Raw genomic sequence first — 24,682 nt, 5'->3', positions numbered from 1 at the left:
TGGAGGCCATTCTATCAAAATAATGATCTTTGAGATGTAACTCTTTTAGTTAAAAGAGTGTCAAAAATGTGTCTTCACTACACACAGAGTTAACAATGTTTATTGAAAATTATTGCCTAGTTACGTTTATCTTCTCCCCAAAGTAGTTTTTCTCTTAGAGTTTTTAAAAAGCTTTCACCTTCCAAATTAATTAAGTGTATGGCAAATGACGCTTTTTTCAAAGTAATGGTTGTTTCGTTGTCTAAAGTGGCTATTCTTGAGTCTAATGAAATTAAATGTTGTTTTTCTCTACCAGATACCTTCAAAGTTATTATAGTGTCATCTGGTATAACAAGAGGTCTTGCGTTCAAATTGTGAGGCGCTATAGGGGTAAGAATAAGACTAGATGTATGAGGTATGATAACAGGTCCTCCGCAGCTTAATGAATATCCAGTGGAGCCAGTGGGTGTAGAAACGATAAGTCCATCTGCCCAATAATTAGTAAGTGACTCTCCATTTAGATGTGTCGCTATAGAAATCATAGATGTAGTGTTTTTACGGCTTACTACAATTTCATTGAGTGCAAAATTAATATCTCCAAAAATAGTCGCATCATTATCTATTGTTACCTCTAATAAACTTCGTTTAGATATTGTATAATGACCCGCAAGTATTTTTTCAATCGAATCGGAAATCTTTTTTTTCTTGATAGTGGCTAAAAAACCTAATCTTCCTGTATTAATTCCTACTATCGGAATTGAAAGATCTCTTATATATGTTACAGTTTTAAGTATAGTGCCATCTCCTCCTATACTAAAAAACAAATCATAACTTGTGTCTAGTTCTTCAAACGTGCTAAAGTGTCTATAATTCTTGTCAATAGCTTCGTGTTCGTGAATAAGATTTAGAAAATTCTTTTCAATAATAACTTCTATCTTCTTTTTATCTAAAATATCTAGCAAATGTTGCACATACTGTGCTGCTTCTTGATGATAAAACTGACCATAAATGCCTATTTTCATGGACTTATATATTTAGATATTTTTCAAGGTATTCAGAACGTTCTCTTAGATTTTTGATAAAAGTGTCCTCATGATGACTAGACACAACATTGTAACTGTATCTTCTAAATGCCGCAAGGATGTCATTAAAATTAGAACGCCCAATTTTAATTGAGATTTGAGCAACATCATTTTCAATTTTAGAAATAAAGCCCCCCCACATCTTACCATCATTAGATTCTACAATCTGACTTATCTCACTAAAAGAGTAGTCTTGTATCCCTTTTTCTATAATCACTACACTCCCAGGTTCACTTATAAATGGAGTGTTGTTAAAGAAATTCATAACATCTGCTAGTTCGTAATAACCAATGTAGGTGTTATTCTCATCAAGTACAGGCATGATATTAGCACTATTTTGAGCAAATGTTTCAAGTATATCTAGCCAGTTTGTTTCATATCTAACAAAAAAATGTTCATATGCATGTGAATAATCAGAAATGACACAAGCTGCATCGTAGCAATGCGTGTCGTTTTCAGCGAGGCATCCTACATATATAGAATCTCTATGGATAGGGACATGGGAGAGTGTTGTCTGGCTAAAGATCGTTTGTACATCACCTATGGGATCCTTTTCAGAAACAGGTTTGATATCGTTAATTATAAAATCTGTAATATTCATATTGCAAAATAATGAAAAATAACTCGGCTAGCGATAGGGTCTTCGTATTTTTGTATTCAAAATTTATACCATTTTAGCATGACAAAATTAAGTGTAAACGTAAATAAAATAGCAACCCTTCGTAATGCACGTGGAGGAAATGTACCAAATTTAGTTCAAGTTTCTATGGATCTTGAAAAATTTGGAGCACAAGGAATCACTATTCATCCAAGACCTGATGAGCGACATATTCGATATCAAGATGCCCGCGATTTAAAAAAAGTAGTCTCTACTGAGTTTAATATAGAAGGAAATCCAGTTCAAAAATTTATAGACCTTGTATTAGAAGTAAAGCCTACACAAGTAACGTTAGTTCCAGATGCTGTAGATGCCATTACGAGTAATGCAGGATGGGACACCATAAAACACAAATCATTTTTGCAAGAAGTCATAGCTACTTTTAAAAGTCAAGGAATACGTACGTCTATATTTATAGATCCAGTACAAAAGATGATAGAGGGTGCAAAAGCGACAGGAACAGATCGTATAGAATTATATACAGAAAGTTATGCAACATTGTATCCCACAAATAAAGAAGAAGCTATTCGTCCTTACATCGATAGTGCCTTTGTTGCAAGTGAATTAGGATTAGGGATCAATGCAGGGCACGACCTTTCCTTAGAAAATATTGAGTATTTTAAAAACAGTATTCCCGATTTATTAGAAGTGTCTATAGGGCATGCACTGATTTCAGAAGCATTATACGAAGGTTTTGAACGTGTTATTGCGCAATATCTTAAAAAATTAAGTTCATGATTTTGCACGCTAATATCATAGGAGAGGGAAAACCGCTCATTATTTTACATGGCTTCCTGGGTATGGGTGATAATTGGAAAACACTTGCTAGGCAATTTGCAGAACAAGGATATGAAGTACACCTTGTAGATCAGCGCAATCATGGACGGAGTTTTCATAGTGAAGAATTTAACTATGAACTTATGGCAAATGATCTTAAGGCGTATTGTAAAGAAAAAGGACTCTCCTCTATAAATGTAATAGGTCATTCTATGGGAGGTAAGACAGCTATGCTTTTTGCAACTATGTACGCAGAATTAGTTTCAAAACTGATCATAGCAGATATTGCACCCAAATTTTACCCTCAACATCATCAAACCATACTCGAAGGGCTATCTGCATTATCTAACAATAAAGAAGCTTTAAAAGGAAGAAAAGAAGCAGATGCCTTTTTGTCAAAATATATTAAGGACGTTGGAGTGCGTTTATTTTTATTAAAAAATCTCTATTGGGTTGAGAAAGGAATGTTGGGTCTTAGAGTGAATCTTCCTGTCTTAACAAATCAAATTGAACGTATTGGTGAGGCATTACCTCCTAATCATCATTTTGAAAAGCCTACCTTGTTTATAAGAGGTGGTGCTTCCAATTATATTCTTGATGAAGATGAAAATACGATTTTTTCCGCTTTCGCGAAAGCAAAATTAGTAACAATCCCTGGGGCAGGCCATTGGTTACATGCTGAGAATCCTACACAATTTTATGCCGAAGTAATGGCATTCTTATAACTGAAATCTGAAAATTTTACTATGTATGCATAATAAAGTGCGTTAATAAATTGTAAAAACTTAAAAATATCCTATTTTTGTGTGCTTTCTATTGAGAAAACATTATTAAATCTTAACCTAAATTAATTATATGAAAAAAGTAGTAAGTGTATTCGTACTTATGCTAGTTTGTGCTGTTACTTATGCTGGTGGATACCGTGTGAGTCTTCAGGGTAACAGAGCATTGGCTATGGGACATACAGGAGTTGCAGTAGTGAATAATGCAGAGTTGGCATTTTTTAACCCTGCAGGATTAGTTCACTTAGAAAATAAATTGAATATCTCTGTAGGAGGATTTGGTGTTTTTTCGGATGTGGCATTCCAAAATGAGCAATTTGGACAAACATCACAAACAGATAGTCCAGTAGGTACACCATTGTATTTGTATGCAAGTTATAAATTAACTGAAAAATTTGCATTAGGTCTTGCAGTATATACTCCTTATGGGAGTACTGTAGAGTATCCTACAGATTGGGCTGGATCACATCTTGTGAATAATATAGAATTACAAGCAATCTACGTTCAACCATCATTTTCATGGGAAGTAGTAGAAGATAGATTTAGTATTGGCGGAGGACCTATTCTTGCCATAGGCTCTGTAAACTTTAATCGTAACTTAAGCAGGAATTTAACAGATTTAGATGGTAACAGATCTAATGTAACGATAGATGCAGGCGGTATCGTGGAGTTTGGTTGGACAGTGGGTGCTATGCTTAATTTAGATAATCAAGATAAGTGGAAGTTAGGATTTAACTACCGCTCATTGATCGATGTAGAGGTAGAAGCTGGAGATGGAGAAGCAGAATTTGCAAACCTTCCTAATTCGCCACTTTCGCCAATTGCAAATGGAACGTTTGATTTTACTGCATCGTTGCCTTTACCAGCAGAATGGACTGTGGGTCTTTCATACCGTCCTAATGAAAAGTGGTTATTTGCTTTTGATTATAATTATGCAGAGTGGAGTGCTTATGATTCTTTAGATCTTGAATTTTTAAATACAGATGGTTCCGTGGCTTTAGAGTCTGTAAATCCACGTAATTATAAAAATGCGAGTACATACCGTTTTGGAGCTCAGTTTTCTCCATCAAAGAAATTTGATTTAAGAGCAGGATATTACTTTGATGAGTCACCAGTACAAGCAGGATTTTTTGCTCCTGAAACACCTCGTAATGATTCTAATGGCTTTACTGCTGGATTTACATACAACATCAATGATAAGTTCTCTATAGACGCTTCTTTCTTATACTTACGATTCAAAGAGATTGATGCTTCTTATGATGCTTTCACAGAAACAGATGGAACGCCAGCGCCTTTTGGAGGTACTTACAAGTCAAGTGCATTTGCACCGGGTATTGGATTGAGTTATAAACTTTAAATAAAAAAACAGCAATGAAAAATTATATAAAATATATAGCAGTTCTTGCATTAGGATTTGGGTTTGTGGCTTGTGAGCCAGAATTTGACACCCCTATTGATGAGAATAATTTTTACACAAGTGGAGAAGCAGATTTTTCTAACTATGTGTCTATAGGAAACTCTTTAACTGCAGGATTTGCAGATGGTACATTATACATAACAGGACAAGAAAATTCGTATCCTAACATTATGGCGCAGCAATTTGCGCTTGCGGGTGGGGGTTCATTTTCGCAACCGCTTATGAATGATAATGTAGGTGGACTTCTTTTAGGAGGAAATCAATTGCCAGGGTTTAATCCTCGTTTTGTACTTGCTACAGATGAGAATGGAAACCCAGGTCCAGCTATTATAGGTCAGTCATCTACAACAGAAGTTTCTAATATCCTTTCTGGACCTTTTAATAATGTTGGTGTGCCAGGAGCGAGAAGCTTTGATTTATTATTTCCAGGATATGGAAATATAGGAGGTTTGACAACAATGCCAATAAGTGCAAACCCTTACTTTGTAAGATTTGCTTCTTCTCCAGATGCAACTGTCATTGGAGACGCTGTCGCTCAAAATCCTTCTTTCTTTTCTCTTTGGATAGGTAACAATGATATTTTAGGATATGCTACTTCTGGTGGATCTGGAGTAGATCAAACAGGTAACTTTGATCCTTCTACATATGCGAGTAATGATATTACAGATCCTAATGTATTTGCTGGTGCGTATTCTCAAATGGTAGATGCTCTTGTAGCTAATGGTGCCGATGGTGTTTTAGTTAATATTCCAGATGTAACTTCTATCCCATTTTTCACAACAGTTCCTGCACAATCTATTCCTTTAGACGCGCCAACAGCGGCATTTTTAAATGATAATTTTGGATTATACAATACCGTAGTACTACCAACACTTGTTAATTTTGGTGTTATTACAGCAGAAGAAGCAGCGTCTCGTACGATCAACTTTATTGAAGGAGCAAACTTTCCTATTATGACAGACGATGATCTTACAGATGTGAGCGCTATCCTTCAAGGACCACCAGTAAATTTAGATGCTGCTACAGCAAACTTACTAGGTCAGTTACGTCAGGCAACAAGTGCAGACTTATTACCACTTACTGCTGCTGGGGTATTAGGAACAACTGTAAATAATGATCCTACATTAATTAATGGTGTATCAGTTCCGTTAGCAGATCAGTTCGTATTAACGGTAGCTGAACAAGCTAGAGTTACTGTGGCGCAAACATCTTATAATGCAACTATTCAATCTATAGCTAGTGCAAATGGACTTGCTTTTGCTGATGCACGTACAGCTTTACAACAAGTAGCAAATGGAGGAGTAGCATACAATGGAGGTGTATTAACCTCTACATTTGTTACCGGAGGAGGTTTTTCTCTTGATGGGGTTCACCCAACCCCTAGAGGATATGCCTTTACAGCAAATGTTCTTTTAGATGCTATTAATGCTCAGTATGGAGCTAATATACCAGGAGTAGACATTGGAAACTTCTCTTCTATAACTATAAGTAATGACTAAATGACAGTCTACTGTATATAAAAACCTTAAAAGATGCACTAATAAGTGCATCTTTTTTTTTGGTATTCTATTTGCTTTGTTAAACCCATGATGAAATCTATTTTAAAAATTATATTAACGACTATTGCAGTACTCATTTTGGCAAATGTATTACCCGGTGTTTCTGTAGACGGCTTTATGACTTCCCTTTGGGTGGCTATTGTATTGTCTTTGTTAAGACTTATTGTGAGGCCTATATTAGTGATTCTTACATTGCCTATTACTTTGGTTACGTTTGGACTTTTCTTATTGGTCATAAATGGGGTGCTTATTTTATTAGCAGATTATTTTATTGAAGGTTTTGAGATTAATGGTTTTTGGATAGCCGTACTTTTTAGTATTTTACTGAGTATATTCCAAAGTATTTTATTTCAATTTCTCAAAGAAGATGTGAAACAACTGAATAGAAGAAATTAAAACATTGTTGAGGTGTAAAAAAATACGTATTTTTGCGCCCTTAAATTACGAGAAGAATGAACATTACAAAGGAGCAAATAGACGAACTTAATGCGATTATCAAAGTAGATATTGCAAAAGACGATTATCAAGATAAAGTAGTCTCTATTTTGAAGAACTACCGAAAGACTGCAAATATTCCTGGATTTAGAAAAGGACATGTTCCTATGGGACTTGTTGAGAAACAATACGGAATGGCAGTTCGCGTAGATGAGGTAAATAAATTATTGCAAGATGCCTTAAGTAAATTTCTTTCTGAAGAAAAACTAGACGTTTTAGGTAATCCTCTTCCAAAAAATCAAGAAAACTTTGATTGGAGTGTAGATGATTTTAGCTTTGAGTTTGAACTAGGGATGGCTCCCAAGTTTGATATCAACTTGAAGCCTAAAAAAGCGATTGTAGCCTATGATATTTATGCTGACGATAAAACCATAGACAATCAATTAAAAACTATACAAAAGCAATATGGTAAACTTACTTCCCAGCAAGAAGTTGCAAAGGATAGTGAGGTAACTGGTGTGTTTGTAAATGAATCTATAGAGTTAGATAATACTGCTACGTTTGAGATTGCTCAACTTAAGGGGAAGAAAAATGTAGATGCTTTTATAGGAGCAAAAGTAGGGGATGTGATTACAGTAAAGACAAAAGGTCTTTTCAGCGAGGCATTTAGTTATCAAAATGCATTTAAGAAAACAGAAGATGAAGCAAAAGATCTGAATGCAGAAGTTACGTTCACTATATCTGAAATAAATTCAAGAGAACTTGCTGAGTTTGATCAAGAGCTTTTTGATAAGTTATATGGTAAAGATGCTGTAAAAACAGTAACGGAACTTAAGGAGAAAATGAAAGAAGATGCGGGGAGACAATTTCAGCAGCAAAGTGACCAGCAGTTGATGAATAACGTAACTGAGCACCTTATTGAGGCAACAAAATTTGATCTACCAGCAGAGTTTCTTCAAAAATGGATACAGTCTTCAGGAGAGAATCCAATGACTTTAGAAGAAGCGACAGAAGAGTATAACCGTTCTGAAAAAGGATTGCGTTACCAACTTATAGAAGGAAAAATCATTCAAGAGAATAACCTACAAGTAACCTTTGATGAACTTAAAGGATACACTAAGGATATGATCAAAATGCAGATGATGCAATACGGTCAGATGAACCCAGAAGATAAAGAGTTAGAAGACATTGCGGCACGTATTCTAGGCAACAAAGAAGAGGTAAAAAGACTTTCTGAACAACTCATGAATCAAAAAATGCTTACCTTCTTTAAGGAAAATGTAAACCTTAAAACGAAGAAGGTAACTTTTGACGAATTTGTAAAGGAAGTATACAATTAGAATACTTGTCTATAAATAAGTATCTTTAAGGCGTTTTACTTTTAGGAGTAAAACGTTTTTTTGTAATATAAAATCGTATTAATAAACTATATGGACTACGGAAAAGAATTTAAAAATTTTGCAATTAAAGATCAAGGGATAAGTTCTACCTATTACGACAAGATCATAAGTAGCGTAACACCTATGGGGCTTACTCCAAATATTATTGAAGAACGCCAGATGAACATCGCTATATTTGATGTATTCTCACGTTTAATGATGGATCGTATTATCTTTCTAGGTACAGGGATTAATGACCAAGTGGCTAATATCGTTCAGGCACAGCTATTATTTCTAGAAAGTACTGATGCCGTAAAAGATATTCAAATATACATCAACTCACCAGGAGGAAGTGTATACGCCGGATTAGGTATTTATGACACGATGCAATTTATTAAGCCAGATGTCGCAACCATCTGTACAGGAATGGCTGCCTCTATGGGAGCTGTGTTATTATGTGCAGGAACAAAAGGAAAGCGTAGCGGATTACCACACTCTAGAGTGATGATTCACCAGCCCATGGGTGGCGCTCAAGGACAAGCGACAGATATTGAAATTACCGCTAGAGAAATCTTAATCTTAAAAGAAGAGCTTTATAGAATTATTGCAAAGCACTCTGGACAAGAGTATGACAAGGTATATGAAGATAGTGACCGTGATTACTGGATGAAAGCTGATAAAGCACTGGAGTATGGTATGATCGATGAGATTTTAAAAAGAGATTAATTCTGATGGTACGCTTTCGCGAAAGCGTACCATTCATTAATAATAGTTAGTTTACATGGCGAAAGAAGATTTAGAATGCTCGTTTTGTGGTAGAAAAAAACCAGAAACAAACTTACTTGTTGCTGGATTAGATGCACATATATGTGATCGCTGTATAGAGCAAGCACACGGTATCGTTGTAGAAGAGTCAAAAGATGTTGACACCAACGAGCTAGATAGCGATCTGATGCTCAAAAAACCACAAGAGATTAAAACGTTTCTAGATGAGTATGTGATAGGGCAAGAGTATACTAAGAAAGTAATGGCAGTTGCGGTGTATAACCACTATAAACGTTTATTACAACCAAAGGATGATGACGATATCGAAATTCAGAAAAGTAATATTGTCATGGTTGGGCAAACAGGTACAGGAAAAACGCTTATCGCTAAAACTATAGCAAAAATGCTTAATGTTCCTCTTGCTATTGTAGATGCTACGGTCCTTACAGAAGCTGGATATGTAGGAGAAGATGTAGAAAGTATATTAACGCGTCTATTACAAGCGGCAGATTATAACCTAGAAAAAGCGCAACGAGGTATTGTTTTTATAGACGAGATTGATAAAATAGCTCGTAAGAGTGATAACCCTTCTATTACAAGAGATGTAAGTGGAGAAGGAGTGCAGCAAGCTTTATTAAAACTTTTAGAGGGTACAATTGTAAATGTGCCACCCAAAGGAGGACGTAAACACCCAGATCAAAAATTTATAGAAGTAAATACAGAGCATATTTTATTTATCGCAGGAGGAGCTTTTGACGGTATAGAGAGACATATTACAAAACGTCTTAATATGCAAGCAATGGGCTTTAGTGCTAGTAAAAATGAAAATGCAGTAGATCTAAATAATATGCTTAAGTATATTATTCCTAAAGATTTGAAAGACTTTGGTCTTATCCCAGAAATCATAGGACGCTTACCCGTGTTAACACACATGGATCCTCTAGATAAAGGTACATTAAGGGCGATTCTTACAGAGCCAAAAAATGCCATAGTAAAACAGTATAAAAAGCTATTTATTATGGATAATATTGATTTTAGTATTACAGATGGTGCGCTGGATTATCTAGTAGAAAAAGCGATAGAATATAAATTAGGCGCTCGTGGTTTACGATCTTTATGTGAAGCTATTCTCACAGATGCTATGTTTGAAATGCCTAGTTCTTCAGAAAAAGAACTAATAGTCACAAAAGAATATGCCGAAGGGAAACTTAATAAATCTACTCTTAAAAAACTAAAAGCAGTTTCTTAAGCGTCATTATATTTAAAATTAAAAAAACCGTCTAAATTGTTTTTAGACGGTTTTTTTAATTCTTATGAGTTTTAATCTTTTAATCTCTCACAATAATAAATTCTACACGACGGTTCTGTTCGTGTTGATCATCACTGCAGATGGTACAATCTATTAAAGGTTGAGATTCTCCATATCCTTCTGAAGTAAGTCGATCTTTTGAGATTCCTTTACCGAGTATGTACTTCATGGCAGAAGCAGCTCTCTTTTTGGAAAGTTTTAAGTTATATTGGTTACTTCCTTGTATGTCTGTATGAGCTTTTATGTCAATTTTGATAGTTGGATTTTCTTGTAAAGTAGCTATGACGGTATTAAGCGTAATCGTAGAGATGTCTTTGATTTTATCACTATTAAAATCAAATAAAATATTGTCTATTTTTATAAAAGATTTTTCTTCAGTTTCTACGATTTCAGCAGGTTTTGCATCTAGAGAGATATTTGCTTCAAATGTTGATACTAAATTTGTATTTGTGTCAAAAGATATTGAGTTACGTTCAAAACCTTCTTTATAGGCTAGAATCGTATAGTCAACAAAAGCATCTACTGGAAATGTGTATTCTCCATCTAGATTAGAACTAGTAGTCGCAACCTGCTCACCGTTTGCATCTAATAATACAACAGTAGCCTTTGATAACAGAATTTGAGTTTCTGTGTCGCGTATAATTCCTGTTACATTTTGATCAACGATGTACTCATTTGTTTTGTAAATGTCATAACTTCCTTTGCCACCCTCTCTATCTGATGTAAAGTATCCAATTGTTTTGGTTGCTGGAATAAATGCTATTTCATCTTTAAGAGAGTTAATAGTATTGCCAAGATTTCGAGTTGCTACATAGTTGAATGATGTGTTACGAGATCTAAAAATATCAAAACCACCCATACTATCATGCCCGTTAGAAGAGAAATAAAGGTATTTCCCATCTAGGGAGGTATGAGGAAACTTTTCATCTAAAACGGTGTTTACAGAGCCTTCTAGACGCTCTACGTCACCGTAAGTCCCGTCGCTCTTCACGGTTACTTTAAAAATGTCATATCCTCCAATAGCCTCAGGCATATTTGAAGAAAAATAAAGCGTTCTCCCGTCTTTACTTAAATGAGGGTTTTCTATTGAATATAAGGTGCTATTAAAGGGTAATGCTGTAATGTTTATCCACTCCCCTTCATTGTCTGGATTCATTATAGCTGTGTAGAGTTGGAATGTTTGGGTATCTTCTTTTGAACTCTTAGAGAAGTAAATTCGATCACCTTCTTTTGAAAAAGAAATCGTTCCAAGATTCTCTCCTTTGTTAAGTATGTGTGAGAATAATAGTGGGCGTCTTAAATCCCATTCATAAGTGATGTCAGAACAGTATAATTTTGTGTATGGCTCATTTGTTTTTGGGTCTAATTTAGCTAACGCGCCAATTTTTCTGGCTGAGAAAGAAATAAACTTATCTTTAAAAAAGCCTACCCCGTAATCTGAATACTTAGAATTGATACCTGTTGTAAAAGTTTCAAACTTAAACCCGTTGTTTCCCATTTGAGAGTCTGAATTTGAAAATGCAATTTCTTGTTCTGAAGATGCAAACTCTTTGTCAGTGTCTAACGATACTTGTGCTTGTAATTGTATTACAAGTAGAAGAGTAAAAAATGTATTGACTAATGATCTCATTTTAATCTAATTTATCTGACTTGGGGTCTTCAACTCATTGCTAAAGTAAAAGGGGAACTATAGATTTAAAAATTTTTTGATGACTTTTAGATGAGATGATTGTTATAACCGTCAAAATGCAGTAATTTTTCTTGGTAAACCGTAACAATATTGATGATTTTTAGTAAAAATCAAATAATACTTGTGACATTGTGAAAAGTATATCTCCCAAGTCAGGGATACTTCATTAGCGTAAAATAAAATTTATTTGTTGAGTTTTAATAGCTCTTCAACAAAGTCTCTTCTATTTGAAAGCCTTGGGATTTTATGTTGCCCTCCTAGCTTATTATTTAATTTAAGCCAATCATAAAATAAGTCCTGTCTAGCGCTATGCACTACAGGAGCATTTAGTGTAGTGTTGTTAAATCGTTTTGCATCGTAATCACTATTTACAGAGCGAAGTGCGTTATCAAGTTTGGTGTTGAAATCTTCAAGATTTTGAGGTGGGTTTTTAAATTCTATAATCCATTCATGCGCTCCCTTTTCTTTACCTTTCATAAAAATGGGTGCTGCTGTGTAGTCTACAATTTCACTTTGGGTTTCTTTAGCAGCAATACCTAATGCGACATCTGTATTTTCGATAATAAGCTCTTCTCCAAAAACATTAATATGATGTTTTGTACGCCCACTTACGCGTATTCGGTAAGGATTTGTAGATGTAAAGCGTACCGTGTCACCTATTTTATAACGCCATAAACCTGCATTAGTCGTGATGACAACCGCGTAGTTTTTATTAACTTCTACTTCGGATAGCTGAATAATCTTTTGATCAGGAGTTCCATAGGCGTCCATGGGAATGAACTCATAAAAAATACCATAATCTAGCATTAATAAAAGATCCTTGCTATTGTTTTGATCTTGAATAGCAAAAAAACCTTCAGAAGCGTTGTAAATTTCATAATATTTAAAAGAGTCTCTTGGCAGTATTTGTTTGTATTGATCTAGGTAAGGCTCAAAGCTTACACCTCCGTGAAAATAAACTTCTAGGTTGGGCCATACTTCAAATAGATTATTTTTGCCCGTAGTTTCTAGTACATTATTAAGTAATACAAGCATCCAAGAAGGCACACCAGCGAGACTCGTTACATTAGTTTGTATCGTTTCATTTACAATAGCTTGCATTTTTATTTCCCAATCACTCAAGAGCGATACATCACTCGTAGGTGTACTACTCATTTCTGCCCAAAAAGGCATATTGTCTATTAAGATGGCAGATAAGTCTCCGTAAACAGTACCATTATTCTCATAAAGTTCTTTACTCCCTCCTAAACGTAATCCTTTGCCAGAAAATAGTTGAGAGTCCTCGTTGTTATTGAGGTACATACATAATAAGTCTTTACTCGCAGCATAATGACAATTTTCGAGAGACTCATTGCTAACAGGAATATATTTACTTCTTGCATTGGTCGTACCGCTGCTTTGAGCAAACCATTTAATAGTCGTGGGCCATAAAATATTGTTTTCTCCTTTTCGACTTCGCTCTATATGGGGTTGCATATCTTCATACGAAGAGATAGGAAGACGCGCAGCAAATTGGTCGTAGTTTTTTAACTCGTGAAACGCATATTTTTTGCCAATCTCAGTATCTTTAGCTTTATCTATGAGCTGATGCAGTAATTCTTGCTGTACATCGTGAGGGTATTTTAAAAAAAGCTCCATTTGATGGATACGTTTTTTTAAAAACCAAGAAGCAATAGAATGTACTAAAGGGATAGGCATAAAGTTGGTATATTTACATCCATCTATAATGGAAATATCACAAAGCTAATTTAGCTTTTTTTCCTAAAACCTATAAAGTTAAAATTCTTTAAATAACATGCAGTATCAAGGAGTCCTCAAAAAAATGCAAACTGAGAACACAAATCCCGTAAATTATTACTTGGTAATGGGAGATGATTTTCTTCAAATGAATCAATTGATTGGTAAGAAAATACATATGGAATTTATTGGTTATCAGTGTCTTGCTTGTGGGGAGAATAAAAAGATATTTAGACAAGGGTATTGCTATGACGATTTTTACAAAGTGCCACAAGCCGCAGACTGGGTTATGAAACCAGAACTGTCTCAAGCACATCTTGGTATTGAAGATAGGGACCTATCTTATGAGCAAAAAGTACAACTACAACCTCACATTGTATATCTCGCAAATTCTAGTAATGTAAAAGTAGGAGTTACTAGAAAAACGCAAATACCAACACGATGGATCGATCAAGGAGCTCATGAAGCACTAGAAATTGTAGAAGTACCTAATCGCTACCTAGCCGGGATTACAGAAATAGCATTAAAAGAGCATGTTTCAGATAAGACTAATTGGCGTAAAATGCTTAAAAACGACATAGAAGATGTTAACTTAATAGAATATCGAGAAGCATTAAAAGCCTATATCCCAGAAGAGGCAAAACCTTATTTTATCGAAGATAATGAAGAAACGCACATTCATTTTCCAGTGTCAAAATATCCTAAAAAACTAAAAACATTAAATCTTGACAAAACCCCAGCGTATGAAGGTGTTTTAAAAGGCGTAAAAGGGCAATATCTTATTTTTGAAGACGATACGGTTTTTAATGTGCGTAGTTGGGAAGGCTATGTGGTACGTATGACAATTTTGTAATACCCCAGTTAATCTCTAGAACAATAATAATTTCATTGTTTGTAGTAAAGAAAGACTCATTAGCACAACTCCAATCATTCTGTTAAGCGAGCTGGAACTTGTAGGAGATTTTTTCTTCTGGATACGTGTTCCTAATTTTCCGTAGCTATAAAGAGTTGCTACTTTACCTAAAAAAACACCTGCAAAGAATAAGAAAAATCCTAGAGAATAGTTTTCTAATTCTAAGCCAAAGGAGCTTCGCAACACAGAAAAAATAAGTACCCAATAGATAAGTACAGGAGGATTAATGATACTTAATGCAAAACCAGTAATGTATTTAGAGTTATATTTTTTCTTATCTCTTTTTTCAATCTGTTTTGTTTTGATAAAATAAACACCTGCAATCCCTAAAATTCCTGCCGTTAGAAATTGTATCCATAAATGCATCTCAAAAAACTCTTGAACGACCATTCCTGAGGAAAAAGCTATAAATGCGAGAGCCACTTCGCCTGCACCAGCACCATAGCTTATTTTTAACGATTCATGTATGTTTTCTTTTACCGTAGTTTTTATAACGGCGAGATTAGATGCGCCAGGTGGCAAGGCACCAATAATCGTAGAAAGAAGACCGAAAAAGAAAATAATTAAAATCATGGGCGTTTAGTAGTCCGCTTTCGCGAAAGCTTACAAAACCCTAAAAACTAAGGAAAAATTGATCAAGCTTATTAAAACGATGATAAACCTAAAGCGATTGGTGAAGTTACGCTAAGAGAACTTCGTATTTCGTTTGTAGAAAAACTATCTTTGCAGCTTAAATATAAATCATGAGTACTATTGTAGCCATCGTAGGTCGCCCTAATGTAGGAAAATCTACGCTTTTTAATCGTTTGATTCAACGCCGTGAGGCGATTGTAGATGCTGTAAGTGGCGTGACAAGAGATCGGCATTACGGAAAAACTGACTGGAATGGTCGTGAATTTACCGTAATTGATACCGGAGGATATGTAATAGGAAGTGATGACGTCTTTGAAGCAGAGATTGATAAACAAGTAGAGCTCGCCATTGATGAAGCTGATGCGATCATATTTATGGTCGATGTAGAAAATGGAATCACAGGAATGGATGAAGAAGTGGCAGACTTGCTTCGTAGAGTGAAAAAACCAGTTTTTCTTGCGGTTAATAAAGTAGATAATAACAAACGTGCTGCAGATGCAGTAGAGTTTTATAACCTAGGTTTAGGAGATTTCTATACCATAGCCGCTACCAATGGAAGCGGCACAGGAGATTTACTAGATGCTGTTGTAGAAGCGCTTCCAGAAAAAGAAGAAGTAGAAGAAGATGAACTCCCACGTTTTGCTGTGGTAGGTCGTCCTAATGCAGGAAAGTCAAGTTTTATAAATGCTCTTATAGGAGAAGAACGTTATATCGTTACAGATATCGCAGGCACGACAAGAGACGCTATAGATACAAAATACAATCGTTTTGGGTTTGAGTTTAATCTTGTGGATACCGCAGGAATACGTCGTAAATCAAAAGTAAAAGAAGATTTAGAATTTTACTCTGTAATGCGAAGTGTACGTGCTATAGAACATGCAGATGTCTGTCTCTTGGTCGTAGATGCTACACGTGGTTTTGATGGTCAGGTTCAAAATATTTTTTGGCTGGCAGAGCGTAACCGAAAAGGAATTGTCATCTTAGTGAACAAGTGGGATTTGGTAGAAAAAGATACCAAAACGATGAAAGCTTTCGAAAAACAAATCCGTCAAGAAATCGAGCCTTTTACAGATGTGCCTATTGTCTTTATTTCTGTTCTCAATAAGCAGCGTATTTTTAAAGCGATAGAGACGGCAGTACAAGTATATCAAAATAAGACACGTCGCTTAAAAACAAGTGAACTTAATGAGTTTTTCTTACCACTTATAGAGGCATTCCCTCCACCAGCTCATAAAGGAAAATACATTAAGATTAAGTACTGTATGCAATTGCCTACACCACAACCACAATTTGCGTTGTTCTGTAATTTGCCGCAATACCTTAAAGAACCGTATCGTAGATTTTTAGAAAATAAACTAAGAGAAGCCTACGATTTTTCAGGAGTTCCGATCTCTATTTATTTTAGAAAGAAATAAACGTGAAAAGTTGGGGTAAGATTGTCATTATTGGTGTTGTTGTAACTGTAGCGTTTATAACGATTGGAATCTATTCTAATAGAGAAGTTGTAAATGCTTTTGAAAAAATAAATGAAAAATTAGAAACGGTAAATAGTCAAACTCAGTTTGATAATGACGCTATTATCTATACGTTTCAAAATGATTCAATTCGTCTGAAAAGTACATCCCTTAGAGCAACTACTTTAGTTTTCCATGGGTATATTGAAAATCTAAAAGGCACACTATTAAGGAGTGCAGGGGGTAATTTTCAAAAAGCAGATAAGGAAACTACATTCTTTTTTAGTAACTCTCAAATTACTGAAGAGGGAAGATACTTTCTAGCGGCTATACAAAAAGTACGCGTAGCACTTATCAAAAATATAGCTGTAAATGATACGCTTCTTTTGGAGAGAGTAGACGATTTATTCCCATCAACAGGTGTAGACAATCAGGATATGAGTAAGTCTTGGTTACGGCATCAATTTGATGGTTTTCCTGTTATTGCTGTTGTAGCTCAACTTACAAGTATTCAGAATGATGTTCAAATAATTGAAAAACAAATTCTCGTTAATTTTCTTGATCAAGAAAAGCAGAATACCCAATAAAACAGAAATTTCTTAGTTATGTTAATTGTTTGCTAAACTATGTTAAGGCTATACGTAGTCTGAAAAATGTTTCAGTAATTAGTTCATCATCAATCAATCAATTAACCATTCGCTTATATGACACTACTACGTGCCACTACTATCTTATTACTTTTTTTCTTAAGTACGTACTCACAAGCCCAAAATTTTGAAGTTACAGGAGTTCTCAAAGACAAGACCTCAAGACAACCCCTAGAGGCAGCAACTGTTTTTATGGAAACAGTCAAAGACACTACTTTGATTACTTATACCATCACTAATGGAAAAGGAATGTTTGCCTTAGAAGGGAAAACCAATCAAAAAGAAGTCTCTGTAAATATCTCTTTTGTAGGTTATGAAGATTATAGAAAAACCATTGACCTCACAAATCCAGTAGTAGATCTAGGGGATATATTTTTAGATTTTAATGTTTCCACTCTGGATGAGGTAGTTGTAAAAAGTAGAGCACCTATCACGGTAAAAAAAGACACCTTAGAGTTTAATGTAAAATCCTTTAAAACTAAGAAAGATGCAAACATTGAAGACCTTCTCAAAGAACTTCCAGGAGTAGAGGTTGATGAAGACGGTAAGATTACTGTAAACGGAAAAGAAGTAAACAAAATACTTGTTAATGGAAAACCTTTTTTTGGAGACGATCCCACTATTGCTACCCGAAATCTGACGAAAGAGATTGTAGAAAAAATTCAAGTTACAGATACAAAAACAGATGATGAAGCCTTTGCAGGTGAAGAAGGAGATAAAGAAAATAAAACGATTAACCTCACCATAGCCGAAGAGAATAATAAAGGAGTCTTTGGTCGTGTCGCTGGGGGGGGCGGTACAGATGAACGCTTTGAATTTGCAGGGATTGTTAATGTATTTGACAATGATAGACGTGTCAGTATTTTAGGTGGAGGGAATAATTTAAACTCAGCAGGTTTTAGTTTTGGAGAGATACGAAAATTCTTTGGAGGTGCTAATTCTATGTCTGTTAGTAGTAATGGGTCTTTTAGTATAGATGGGCGTGGTTTTGGCGGAGGTCAAGGGATTGTCAATAGCCGTAATGCAGGAGCAAATTATGCAGATGTTATCGGAGAAAAAGTAGATGTCTCTGCCGATTATTTTTATTCAGGGGGTAATTCTTTTGATGAGGTACGTACAGAACGAGAGAACATACTTCCAGATAGACGTTTTTTCACAAATAGTAACACGCGCTCCGATGGTAATGTAGATAATCATAGTGTGAATGCTACGTTTAATATAAAGGTAGATTCTACCTTTCTCATAAACATCAGACCTACTTTTAGGATAAATCGCAATGAGAATCGTTTTTCATCCACCGAAGAATCTATTGATGATCAAAACGAACGTATCAATGAATCCAGTGCTAATAATCGTACGTTAAATACAGGCGGTAATTTTGAAAATAATATAAGCTTGACAAAACGATTTGGGAGCAAAGGTTCTTTCCTGAAATTCAGATTACAAAATGAGATCAATAAACAAGAATCTGAGGAATTCATACAATCGCAAACAACTATTTTTGGAGATACGCCTTCAGTCATTGATAGAAATCAGCTTACAGACGGAGAAGCGGGTGTAAATGGCTATAACCTTGGTATTACCTACAGACAACCGTTAATAGCAAAGAAGTTATTTCTAAACCTAGAGTTCGGATACCGTAATGATAATAGAACTCGAAAACGAAGCACGTTTGATTTTAATGAGGGTACACAACAATTTGAAGATTTTAATCTAGAACTCAGTACAGACTTTGCAGGAAGAAATATACGCACCACGCCCGAAGTAAGCCTATCCTATAATTCAGATAAAATAAATATGAGTTTTGGAGCAGGTTATGTTTTCAGAAGACTAGAGAATGAAGATTTTTTAAGGCCAGAATTCAATATTACGCAAGATTTTGAAGCAGTAGAATTATCTTCTTATTTCAATTATACCTTTTCACCAAAAATGTCTTCCTATTTTGGGTATAACTTAAGCAATAGTCCTCCTCAGGTAACACAGTTAAATCCGTTTGTAGATGTATCCGACCCTTTAAATATCATACAGGGGAATCCAGATTTAGCCCCATCCAATAGTCATAGTTTTTATGGCGGATTTAATAATTATGATTTCCAAAAAGGTGGAGGCTATTATATGAACTTCAACGGAAATATTGTAAATGATGCGATCATCACAAAAACAATCGTAGATGAAAGCTTGGTGCGTTCTACTACTTATGAAAACGTAGATGGGAATTATCAAATATATGCTGGAGGTGGATATAATAAATCTTCTAAGCTAGACTCTATACGTACCTTAAAATATGGCGCAGGAATTAATGTAAATGCCATCCGAAATATTAACTTCAACAATGAGGTGCAATACGCTAGTAGAACAACATCTGTAGGACCAAGTGTTAATGCGTCATTTACTTGGAAAGACCTTTTTGAGATTAGACCCCGTTATAGTTTGAATCTCTCAAATACAGTTTTTGGATTAGACGCTTTTGAAGATCAAGATTTTCTAACACATAATCTAAATATAAGCACCGCATTATTTGTGCCTAAACATGTGGAGTGGCGTAATGAGATACAATATAGTTATAACCCAAATGTAGCGCCAGGATTCCAACAAAGCGCCTTGTTTTGGAATAGTACGGTGGCTTATAGTTTCTTAAAAGATAAAGCCACGGTCACACTCAAAGTATATGATGTGCTGAATCAAAATACCAATGCCCGTCGTACAGCCAATGCCAACTTTATCCAAGATGTTCAAAGTACCGTTCTAGAGCAATATTTCTTATTAAGTTTTAGCTGGAAATTTAATACCCTAGGAAGTAAAGGAGAAACAGGTAATGGAGGTGTGTTTTTCTTTTGATCCAATCAACTCCTTAGATTTTAAAAGAGTATTTTGAAGTGTTTTCTGGTGTATCGTCGATTTGTTAACGAGACGTAACTTTGATAAACATGTAAGATAATGTAACATTATAATAAGTACGAACCTCCCTGTTAGTAATGCTTTACTAAGAAAAATAAGACGTTCACTAAAAAAAATAAAATTTTATGATTGATACTTCTAGCTTAGAGGTGGATTAGATGTTCTAATGCCTCATATAGTTGAACCCGAGAAAAGTCAAGTCATGAAAATAGCACTCACAGAATCTATACCTATAGAATCTTTAAAACAAGAACTTCAAACAGCGTTTCCTCAATATAAAGTAAAGAGCGCTTTCTTAAATAAAAAGACCCTACGTATTACAGACGGGATGAGTCAGGTAGTGGTGGGACAACATAAAGATCAGATGATATGCGTTGGTAATTTGAATATGTTAGACCTACGTTTATTACTTCCATTTGCTGTTGGGATATCATTGTTTTTTATTACTGGCGTTGTTTTCTTGTTTGTGATGATGCAACTAAGAAAGAAATACTATAAAGCAATGGAAGACGAAATTGGAGCTTATTTAACAAATAAATTGATGATCTGAGATGCGATAAACCCATTGAGTCAGATTATAAAAAAAGTAAGATTTCGTAAACTAAGCAAGGAATACTATCTTAGAGCGTCTACTATTTTTTAAAATGATACTATGAGGGCTTTAGTAATTTCTGGCGGGGGGAGTAAGGGCGCTTTTGGAGGTGGTGTAGCTCAATATCTAATGGAAGAGTTAGGACATAACTACGACTTATTTATAGGAACTTCTACGGGGAGCTTACTCATATCACACTTAGCATTGGGTAAGATTCACAAGATAAAAGAAATATATACCTCCGTTAATCAATCGTCTATATTTAGTAATTGTCCTTTTAATATCAAGAAAGACCCTTGGGGAGAAGAGCAAATAGGAATTAATCACTGGAAGGTGCTACGCAATTTTTTAAGAGGCTCTAAAACATTTGGCGAAAGCCGAAACCTCCGAGAACTCATAGGACGGTTTTTTACCCGAGAAGAATTTGAAGAACTTCAACAAAGCTCAAAAGACATTGTGGTCACGGTTTCTAACCTCTCTTTACACGAGACCGAATACAAATCAATCAATGAAACCTCTTACGAGGATTTTTGTGATTGGATCTGGATTTCTTGTAATTACATCCCTTTTATGAGTCTCGTAAAAAAAGACGGTTGCGAGTATGCTGATGGTGGTTTTGGAAGTATGGTGCCTATCAAAGAAGCAGTAGATCGAGGTGCTACCGAAATTGATGTCATTATCCTAGAAACAGAAGTCACCCATTACAACAATTTACCTTCTAAAAATGTTTTTTCCCTCCTTACCAATCTGCATTCCTTTATGATTGACCGTGTGGAAAAACAAAACATCACCATTGGGAAGTTTGCAGCAAATAATAAAGATGCTATCATCAATCTTTATTACACGCCTATTGTACTTACCACAAATTCACTTGTTTTTAATAAAGAAAAAATGGCACAATGGTGGGAAAATGGATTCAAGTATGCGGCAAGTAAAAATGTAGAGCTCAATGAGATTCGGGATTGAGTTGTTTCCGCTTTCGCGAAAGCGTTTAAAGAAAAGAGAAAAAAGACCGCTTCGCTTTTAGGCCCAAGACCCAAGACTCAGGACCCAAGACTAGATAATAGATATTTGAATTTTGTTAGATGCTAGATGAAGGGTAAGTGTGCTTGAATTTGAGATTTATTTTTTTTTGAATTTAATACTTCAAATACTTACATTGAGTTCACTCATTAAAAATAGCGTATTACTCTAAAATAGAACACTACTCTATTTGTCTATATTCTATTCGCTATCATCTATACTCTGTTATTTAAAACCCTAATTCCCCACACTATCCTTTTTCATTTCTTTTTGTTTCTTCTTTTCACCAAATAAGCCATTCAAAAGGTCGCCCGTTATATCTTTGATGACCTCATCTGCTTTAGGTTTTGGCGTTGTCTCTATTGTTGTTGAGGTGCTATCTTTTGGTGTGTCTTTCCCACCTCCGATGAGATCTCCGAGTATGTCTGTAATTTGTTCGGTGCCTTCTTCTATCAATCGGTTTTTTTGGATCTCTATAATCTGATTGGTCAAGTCTGTAATCGCAGATTTTAAATTCAGTTGCACATCAGGCTTGGTAAAATTTCCCGAAAGGGCAATAGGCACATGCGCCGATAGATTTTCCTTCTCTTTGGCCGTGAGTTTCGCTAACAATTTGCTTACGTCACCTCCCAAATATGTTGCAGGAATATCAAGCTTTAAATCGTAGGCGATTTGGTTGTCAAAGCTGTGACCGCCACTCACTCCTATGTCAACATCCTTTACTTTGATGGTAAACGGATTTACATTTACTTTCCCATCCTTAAAGGTGAGAGCTGCTTTCAGATTATCGAGACTTACCTTATCAAAATCTATAAATTCCAACTGATTATCTAGTTGAGAAAGTAAAGGCGTTGTGGAGGCATCTACTTTTGCTGTTAGAATCTCTGCAAAGGCATTTCCGTCAATTGTACTAAGGATAGGGGCAAAGTTTTCATCTAGCTGTCCCTTTAGGCTAATTTTTGTATTGAGAGACCCTTGTAAGGCTTTGGCGATAGGCGCAAGCTGCTTTAAAAGCTGTATGTTTTGAAACGATTGGTCAATATTAATTTTACTCAAATCTAGCTCCATATCAAACATAGGAACCCCCGTTTTTGTAGATACATTTCCAGACACCCCAGCTTTTCCTCCAAAAATAGAAGAGTTCACATTGCTCAGTAACGCTTTTTCGTCTTCAATGGCTACGGTGCCTTGCACATCGGTAAGTTCTAAATCGTCATAAATGACTTTACGAGCATTAAAATTTAGAGACGCGTCTAGAAAATCTGGAATTTTTATAGATGTTTCTTCGGTTGTGGCTGTTTTGCCAGCGGTGCTTTTATTGGTAGCGCTCTCTACGGTTTCGGTTACAGAAAAATCATTCATATCAAACACCTGTGATACCACATTAAATCGTCCTTTTAAGTCTTCTTTGGACATCAAAAAAGGGATGAGGTTTTCTATGCTTCCCGTCGCATTAATATCGGTATCACCACTTTTTCCTTCAAAATTGGTGAGTTGAATAATCCCAGGTTGAAACGTCAATGCTGCATTGGTGATCGTCACAGGCTTAGGAAGTTCTTCTCCTACATAACTAAAGTCAGATAACTGTGCGTTACCGCTACTTTTAATACGTTGGTATTGTTGTTTGTCGACGGCATCCATGTCAAAAGCAGTGGTCATATCAGCAATGAGTTTTCCCTCCAAAGTCGTTTTGAGATTCAGCGGATATACCTTTTCAATATTTGCAAGATCTAGCGTTCCTTTGATCGCCAAATTCACTAACATATTGGAGGTGAGATTACGTAGTTTTCCGTTGGCAGAAAACAAGTCGTCATCAATCTTAAAAGTAAGCGAGTTGATGTTGACATAGGTATCATTTGCAAACCCAGAATCATTTTTGATTTTTACATCAATATTGATGTTGTTCATTTGCTTTGGAAGGTCAGGATATTTAAACGACGCATTGGTAGAGGTAATCGCAATATCAAGTTTGGGGATCGTCGTATCGGTAGCATCACCATCTATTTTTCCGCTTACGCGAAAATCACCACCGGTTTGAACCCCGTCTAAATTAGTCGCATATTCCTTTGGTATGAGTGCTAAAAAGTTTTTAAAATCTGACGAAGGTGTTTCGAAAGAAAGAGCTACGGTAGTTCCTTCTTCTATCAACTGTACATAACCGTCAAATTGTAAAGGCAGATCATGAACGATCGCTTTGTTTTCTAAAAAGGTATATTTTTGGTTATCTAAGTCAAGTTGTAAATCAGCTTCCAAATCAAGAGTGGCGTTATCTAGATAATTAATCCCATCAAATTCAAAGGAAGCGAGTGCGGTAGTTTCGGTTTTTAGCGTACTTTGACTGACACTAAAATCACCATTTCCTTCATGGTTCATTTCGGATAAACGCAAATAGGTTTTGGTGCTGTCATCTAGGTAATTGATGGTCGCATTATTGAGTTCGTAATGCTGTAAATCAAAAGTAAAAGGAGTTGAGACTGTATTTTCTTTCGCGACAGCGGGATCAGCAACAGTCTCTTTTGTAATGTCATAATTTGCATTGCCTAGCGAGTCTACGTGTATGTTAATGATCGCATCATCTAGTCGCAATGCATCTACTTTTATAGGGTCATCACTAGCATTTTTAAAAAGTTGTTTGACGCCCATCGCAATACGAAGCTCTTTTCCATACGCTAGTGTATCTCCTTCAAATGGCGCATTGTTAACGACGTTAAAGCCGTTAAGAATCACTGTCGCATTTGGGAAGTTTTTGAATAGACTAATGTCTAAAGTTTCCCAAGTGACTTGCGCATTTACGTTATTATTAATCGTCTTTTTGAGTAAATCCTCCAACTTTCCTCTAAAAAGAAAAGGAGAAGCGACCAAAAGTAAGATAAGCACTAAGAGAATACTCCCTGCAATTTTTAAAATGCGTTTCATTAAGTTGAAATTTTATAGTTTTTAAATAGGTAGGCTC

The 24,682-nt window shown here is 35.5% G+C and carries 20 protein-coding genes; 14 read left to right on the top strand and 6 right to left on the bottom strand.

Going from position 1 to position 24,682, the window contains the following annotated elements; all coding sequences use genetic code 11:
* Positions 1-116 precede the first annotated feature (116 nt).
* Together ACFO3O_RS08535 and ACFO3O_RS08530 are read right to left on the bottom strand one after the other, a co-directional pair.
* Positions 117-1,001: an NAD kinase gene (locus ACFO3O_RS08535; RefSeq protein ID WP_379978178.1), complete on the bottom strand. Its 885-nt coding sequence runs from the start codon at positions 999-1,001 to the stop codon at positions 117-119.
* A 4-nt stretch (positions 1,002-1,005) separates the two neighbouring features.
* A complete protein-coding gene (locus ACFO3O_RS08530; RefSeq protein WP_379978177.1) occupies positions 1,006-1,662 on the bottom strand; it encodes a CBS domain-containing protein in 657 nt (218 codons plus the stop codon).
* A gap of 78 nt (positions 1,663-1,740) precedes the next feature.
* Between ACFO3O_RS08530 and ACFO3O_RS08525 the strand changes: the two genes are divergently transcribed.
* From ACFO3O_RS08525 to clpX, 8 genes are all read left to right on the top strand, one after another.
* Positions 1,741-2,457, top strand: a complete 717-nt coding sequence (locus ACFO3O_RS08525; protein ID WP_379978176.1) for a pyridoxine 5'-phosphate synthase — start codon at positions 1,741-1,743, stop codon at positions 2,455-2,457.
* The gene (locus ACFO3O_RS08520; protein WP_379978175.1) at positions 2,454-3,221 is read left to right on the top strand and encodes an alpha/beta fold hydrolase; all 768 of its coding nucleotides are present in this window, start codon (positions 2,454-2,456) and stop codon (positions 3,219-3,221) included. The genes ACFO3O_RS08525 and ACFO3O_RS08520 overlap by 4 nt, the downstream gene beginning before the upstream one ends.
* Before the next feature lie 130 nt (positions 3,222-3,351).
* Entirely contained in the window at positions 3,352-4,635 is a 1,284-nt protein-coding gene (locus ACFO3O_RS08515) for an OmpP1/FadL family transporter (RefSeq protein WP_379978174.1), read from the top strand.
* A 14-nt stretch (positions 4,636-4,649) separates the two neighbouring features.
* Complete coding sequence (locus ACFO3O_RS08510; RefSeq protein ID WP_379978173.1) at positions 4,650-6,194, top strand: G-D-S-L family lipolytic protein; 1,545 nt, start codon at positions 4,650-4,652, stop codon at positions 6,192-6,194.
* A 90-nt stretch (positions 6,195-6,284) separates the two neighbouring features.
* On the top strand, positions 6,285-6,650 hold the full coding sequence (locus ACFO3O_RS08505; protein ID WP_379978332.1) for a phage holin family protein: 366 nt from the start codon (positions 6,285-6,287) through the stop codon (positions 6,648-6,650).
* A gap of 56 nt (positions 6,651-6,706) precedes the next feature.
* On the top strand, positions 6,707-8,029 hold the full coding sequence (gene tig, locus ACFO3O_RS08500; RefSeq protein WP_379978172.1) for a trigger factor: 1,323 nt from the start codon (positions 6,707-6,709) through the stop codon (positions 8,027-8,029).
* Positions 8,030-8,119: 90 nt separating this feature from the next.
* Positions 8,120-8,794, top strand: coding sequence for an ATP-dependent Clp endopeptidase proteolytic subunit ClpP (clpP, locus tag ACFO3O_RS08495; RefSeq protein WP_379978171.1), 675 nt, complete (start codon positions 8,120-8,122; stop codon positions 8,792-8,794).
* A 55-nt stretch (positions 8,795-8,849) separates the two neighbouring features.
* A complete protein-coding gene (clpX, locus tag ACFO3O_RS08490) occupies positions 8,850-10,082 on the top strand; it encodes an ATP-dependent Clp protease ATP-binding subunit ClpX (RefSeq protein ID WP_379978170.1) in 1,233 nt (410 codons plus the stop codon).
* A 79-nt stretch (positions 10,083-10,161) separates the two neighbouring features.
* Here the strand turns inward: clpX and ACFO3O_RS08485 are convergent, their stop codons facing one another.
* Complete coding sequence (locus ACFO3O_RS08485; protein WP_379978169.1) at positions 10,162-11,772, bottom strand: OmpA family protein; 1,611 nt, start codon at positions 11,770-11,772, stop codon at positions 10,162-10,164.
* Between the two features lie 243 nt (positions 11,773-12,015).
* Positions 12,016-13,530, bottom strand: coding sequence for a GH3 auxin-responsive promoter family protein (locus ACFO3O_RS08480; protein ID WP_379978168.1), 1,515 nt, complete (start codon positions 13,528-13,530; stop codon positions 12,016-12,018).
* A 97-nt stretch (positions 13,531-13,627) separates the two neighbouring features.
* On the opposite strand from ACFO3O_RS08480, the gene ACFO3O_RS08475 reads away from it, so the two are divergent.
* The gene (locus ACFO3O_RS08475; RefSeq protein ID WP_379978167.1) at positions 13,628-14,422 is read left to right on the top strand and encodes a DUF2797 domain-containing protein; all 795 of its coding nucleotides are present in this window, start codon (positions 13,628-13,630) and stop codon (positions 14,420-14,422) included.
* A gap of 15 nt (positions 14,423-14,437) precedes the next feature.
* On the opposite strand, the gene ACFO3O_RS08470 is transcribed toward ACFO3O_RS08475, so the two are convergent.
* Positions 14,438-15,055: a LysE family transporter gene (locus ACFO3O_RS08470; RefSeq protein ID WP_379978166.1), complete on the bottom strand. Its 618-nt coding sequence runs from the start codon at positions 15,053-15,055 to the stop codon at positions 14,438-14,440.
* A 170-nt stretch (positions 15,056-15,225) separates the two neighbouring features.
* On the opposite strand from ACFO3O_RS08470, the gene der reads away from it, so the two are divergent.
* The 5 genes from der (at position 15,226) to ACFO3O_RS08445 (ending at position 21,672) form a co-directional block, all read left to right on the top strand.
* On the top strand, positions 15,226-16,530 hold the full coding sequence (gene der / locus ACFO3O_RS08465) for a ribosome biogenesis GTPase Der (RefSeq protein ID WP_379978165.1): 1,305 nt from the start codon (positions 15,226-15,228) through the stop codon (positions 16,528-16,530).
* A gap of 2 nt (positions 16,531-16,532) precedes the next feature.
* Entirely contained in the window at positions 16,533-17,156 is a 624-nt protein-coding gene (locus ACFO3O_RS08460; RefSeq protein ID WP_379978164.1) for a hypothetical protein, read from the top strand.
* Between the two features lie 117 nt (positions 17,157-17,273).
* Positions 17,274-20,054, top strand: coding sequence for an outer membrane beta-barrel protein (locus ACFO3O_RS08455; protein WP_379978163.1), 2,781 nt, complete (start codon positions 17,274-17,276; stop codon positions 20,052-20,054).
* A 262-nt stretch (positions 20,055-20,316) separates the two neighbouring features.
* A complete protein-coding gene (locus tag ACFO3O_RS08450) occupies positions 20,317-20,664 on the top strand; it encodes a hypothetical protein (protein WP_379978162.1) in 348 nt (115 codons plus the stop codon).
* Between the two features lie 102 nt (positions 20,665-20,766).
* A complete protein-coding gene (locus tag ACFO3O_RS08445) occupies positions 20,767-21,672 on the top strand; it encodes a patatin-like phospholipase family protein (protein ID WP_379978161.1) in 906 nt (301 codons plus the stop codon).
* Positions 21,673-21,966: 294 nt separating this feature from the next.
* Here the strand turns inward: ACFO3O_RS08445 and ACFO3O_RS08440 are convergent, their stop codons facing one another.
* Positions 21,967-24,645 (bottom strand): AsmA family protein, encoded by a 2,679-nt coding sequence (locus tag ACFO3O_RS08440; RefSeq protein ID WP_379978160.1) that lies wholly within the window; start codon positions 24,643-24,645, stop codon positions 21,967-21,969.
* Positions 24,646-24,682 lie beyond the last annotated feature (37 nt).

The organism is Dokdonia ponticola (assembly GCF_042653865.1).
Taxonomy (GTDB): domain Bacteria; phylum Bacteroidota; class Bacteroidia; order Flavobacteriales; family Flavobacteriaceae; genus Dokdonia; species Dokdonia ponticola.
This window is presented reverse-complemented; position numbering and strand designations above follow the sequence as displayed.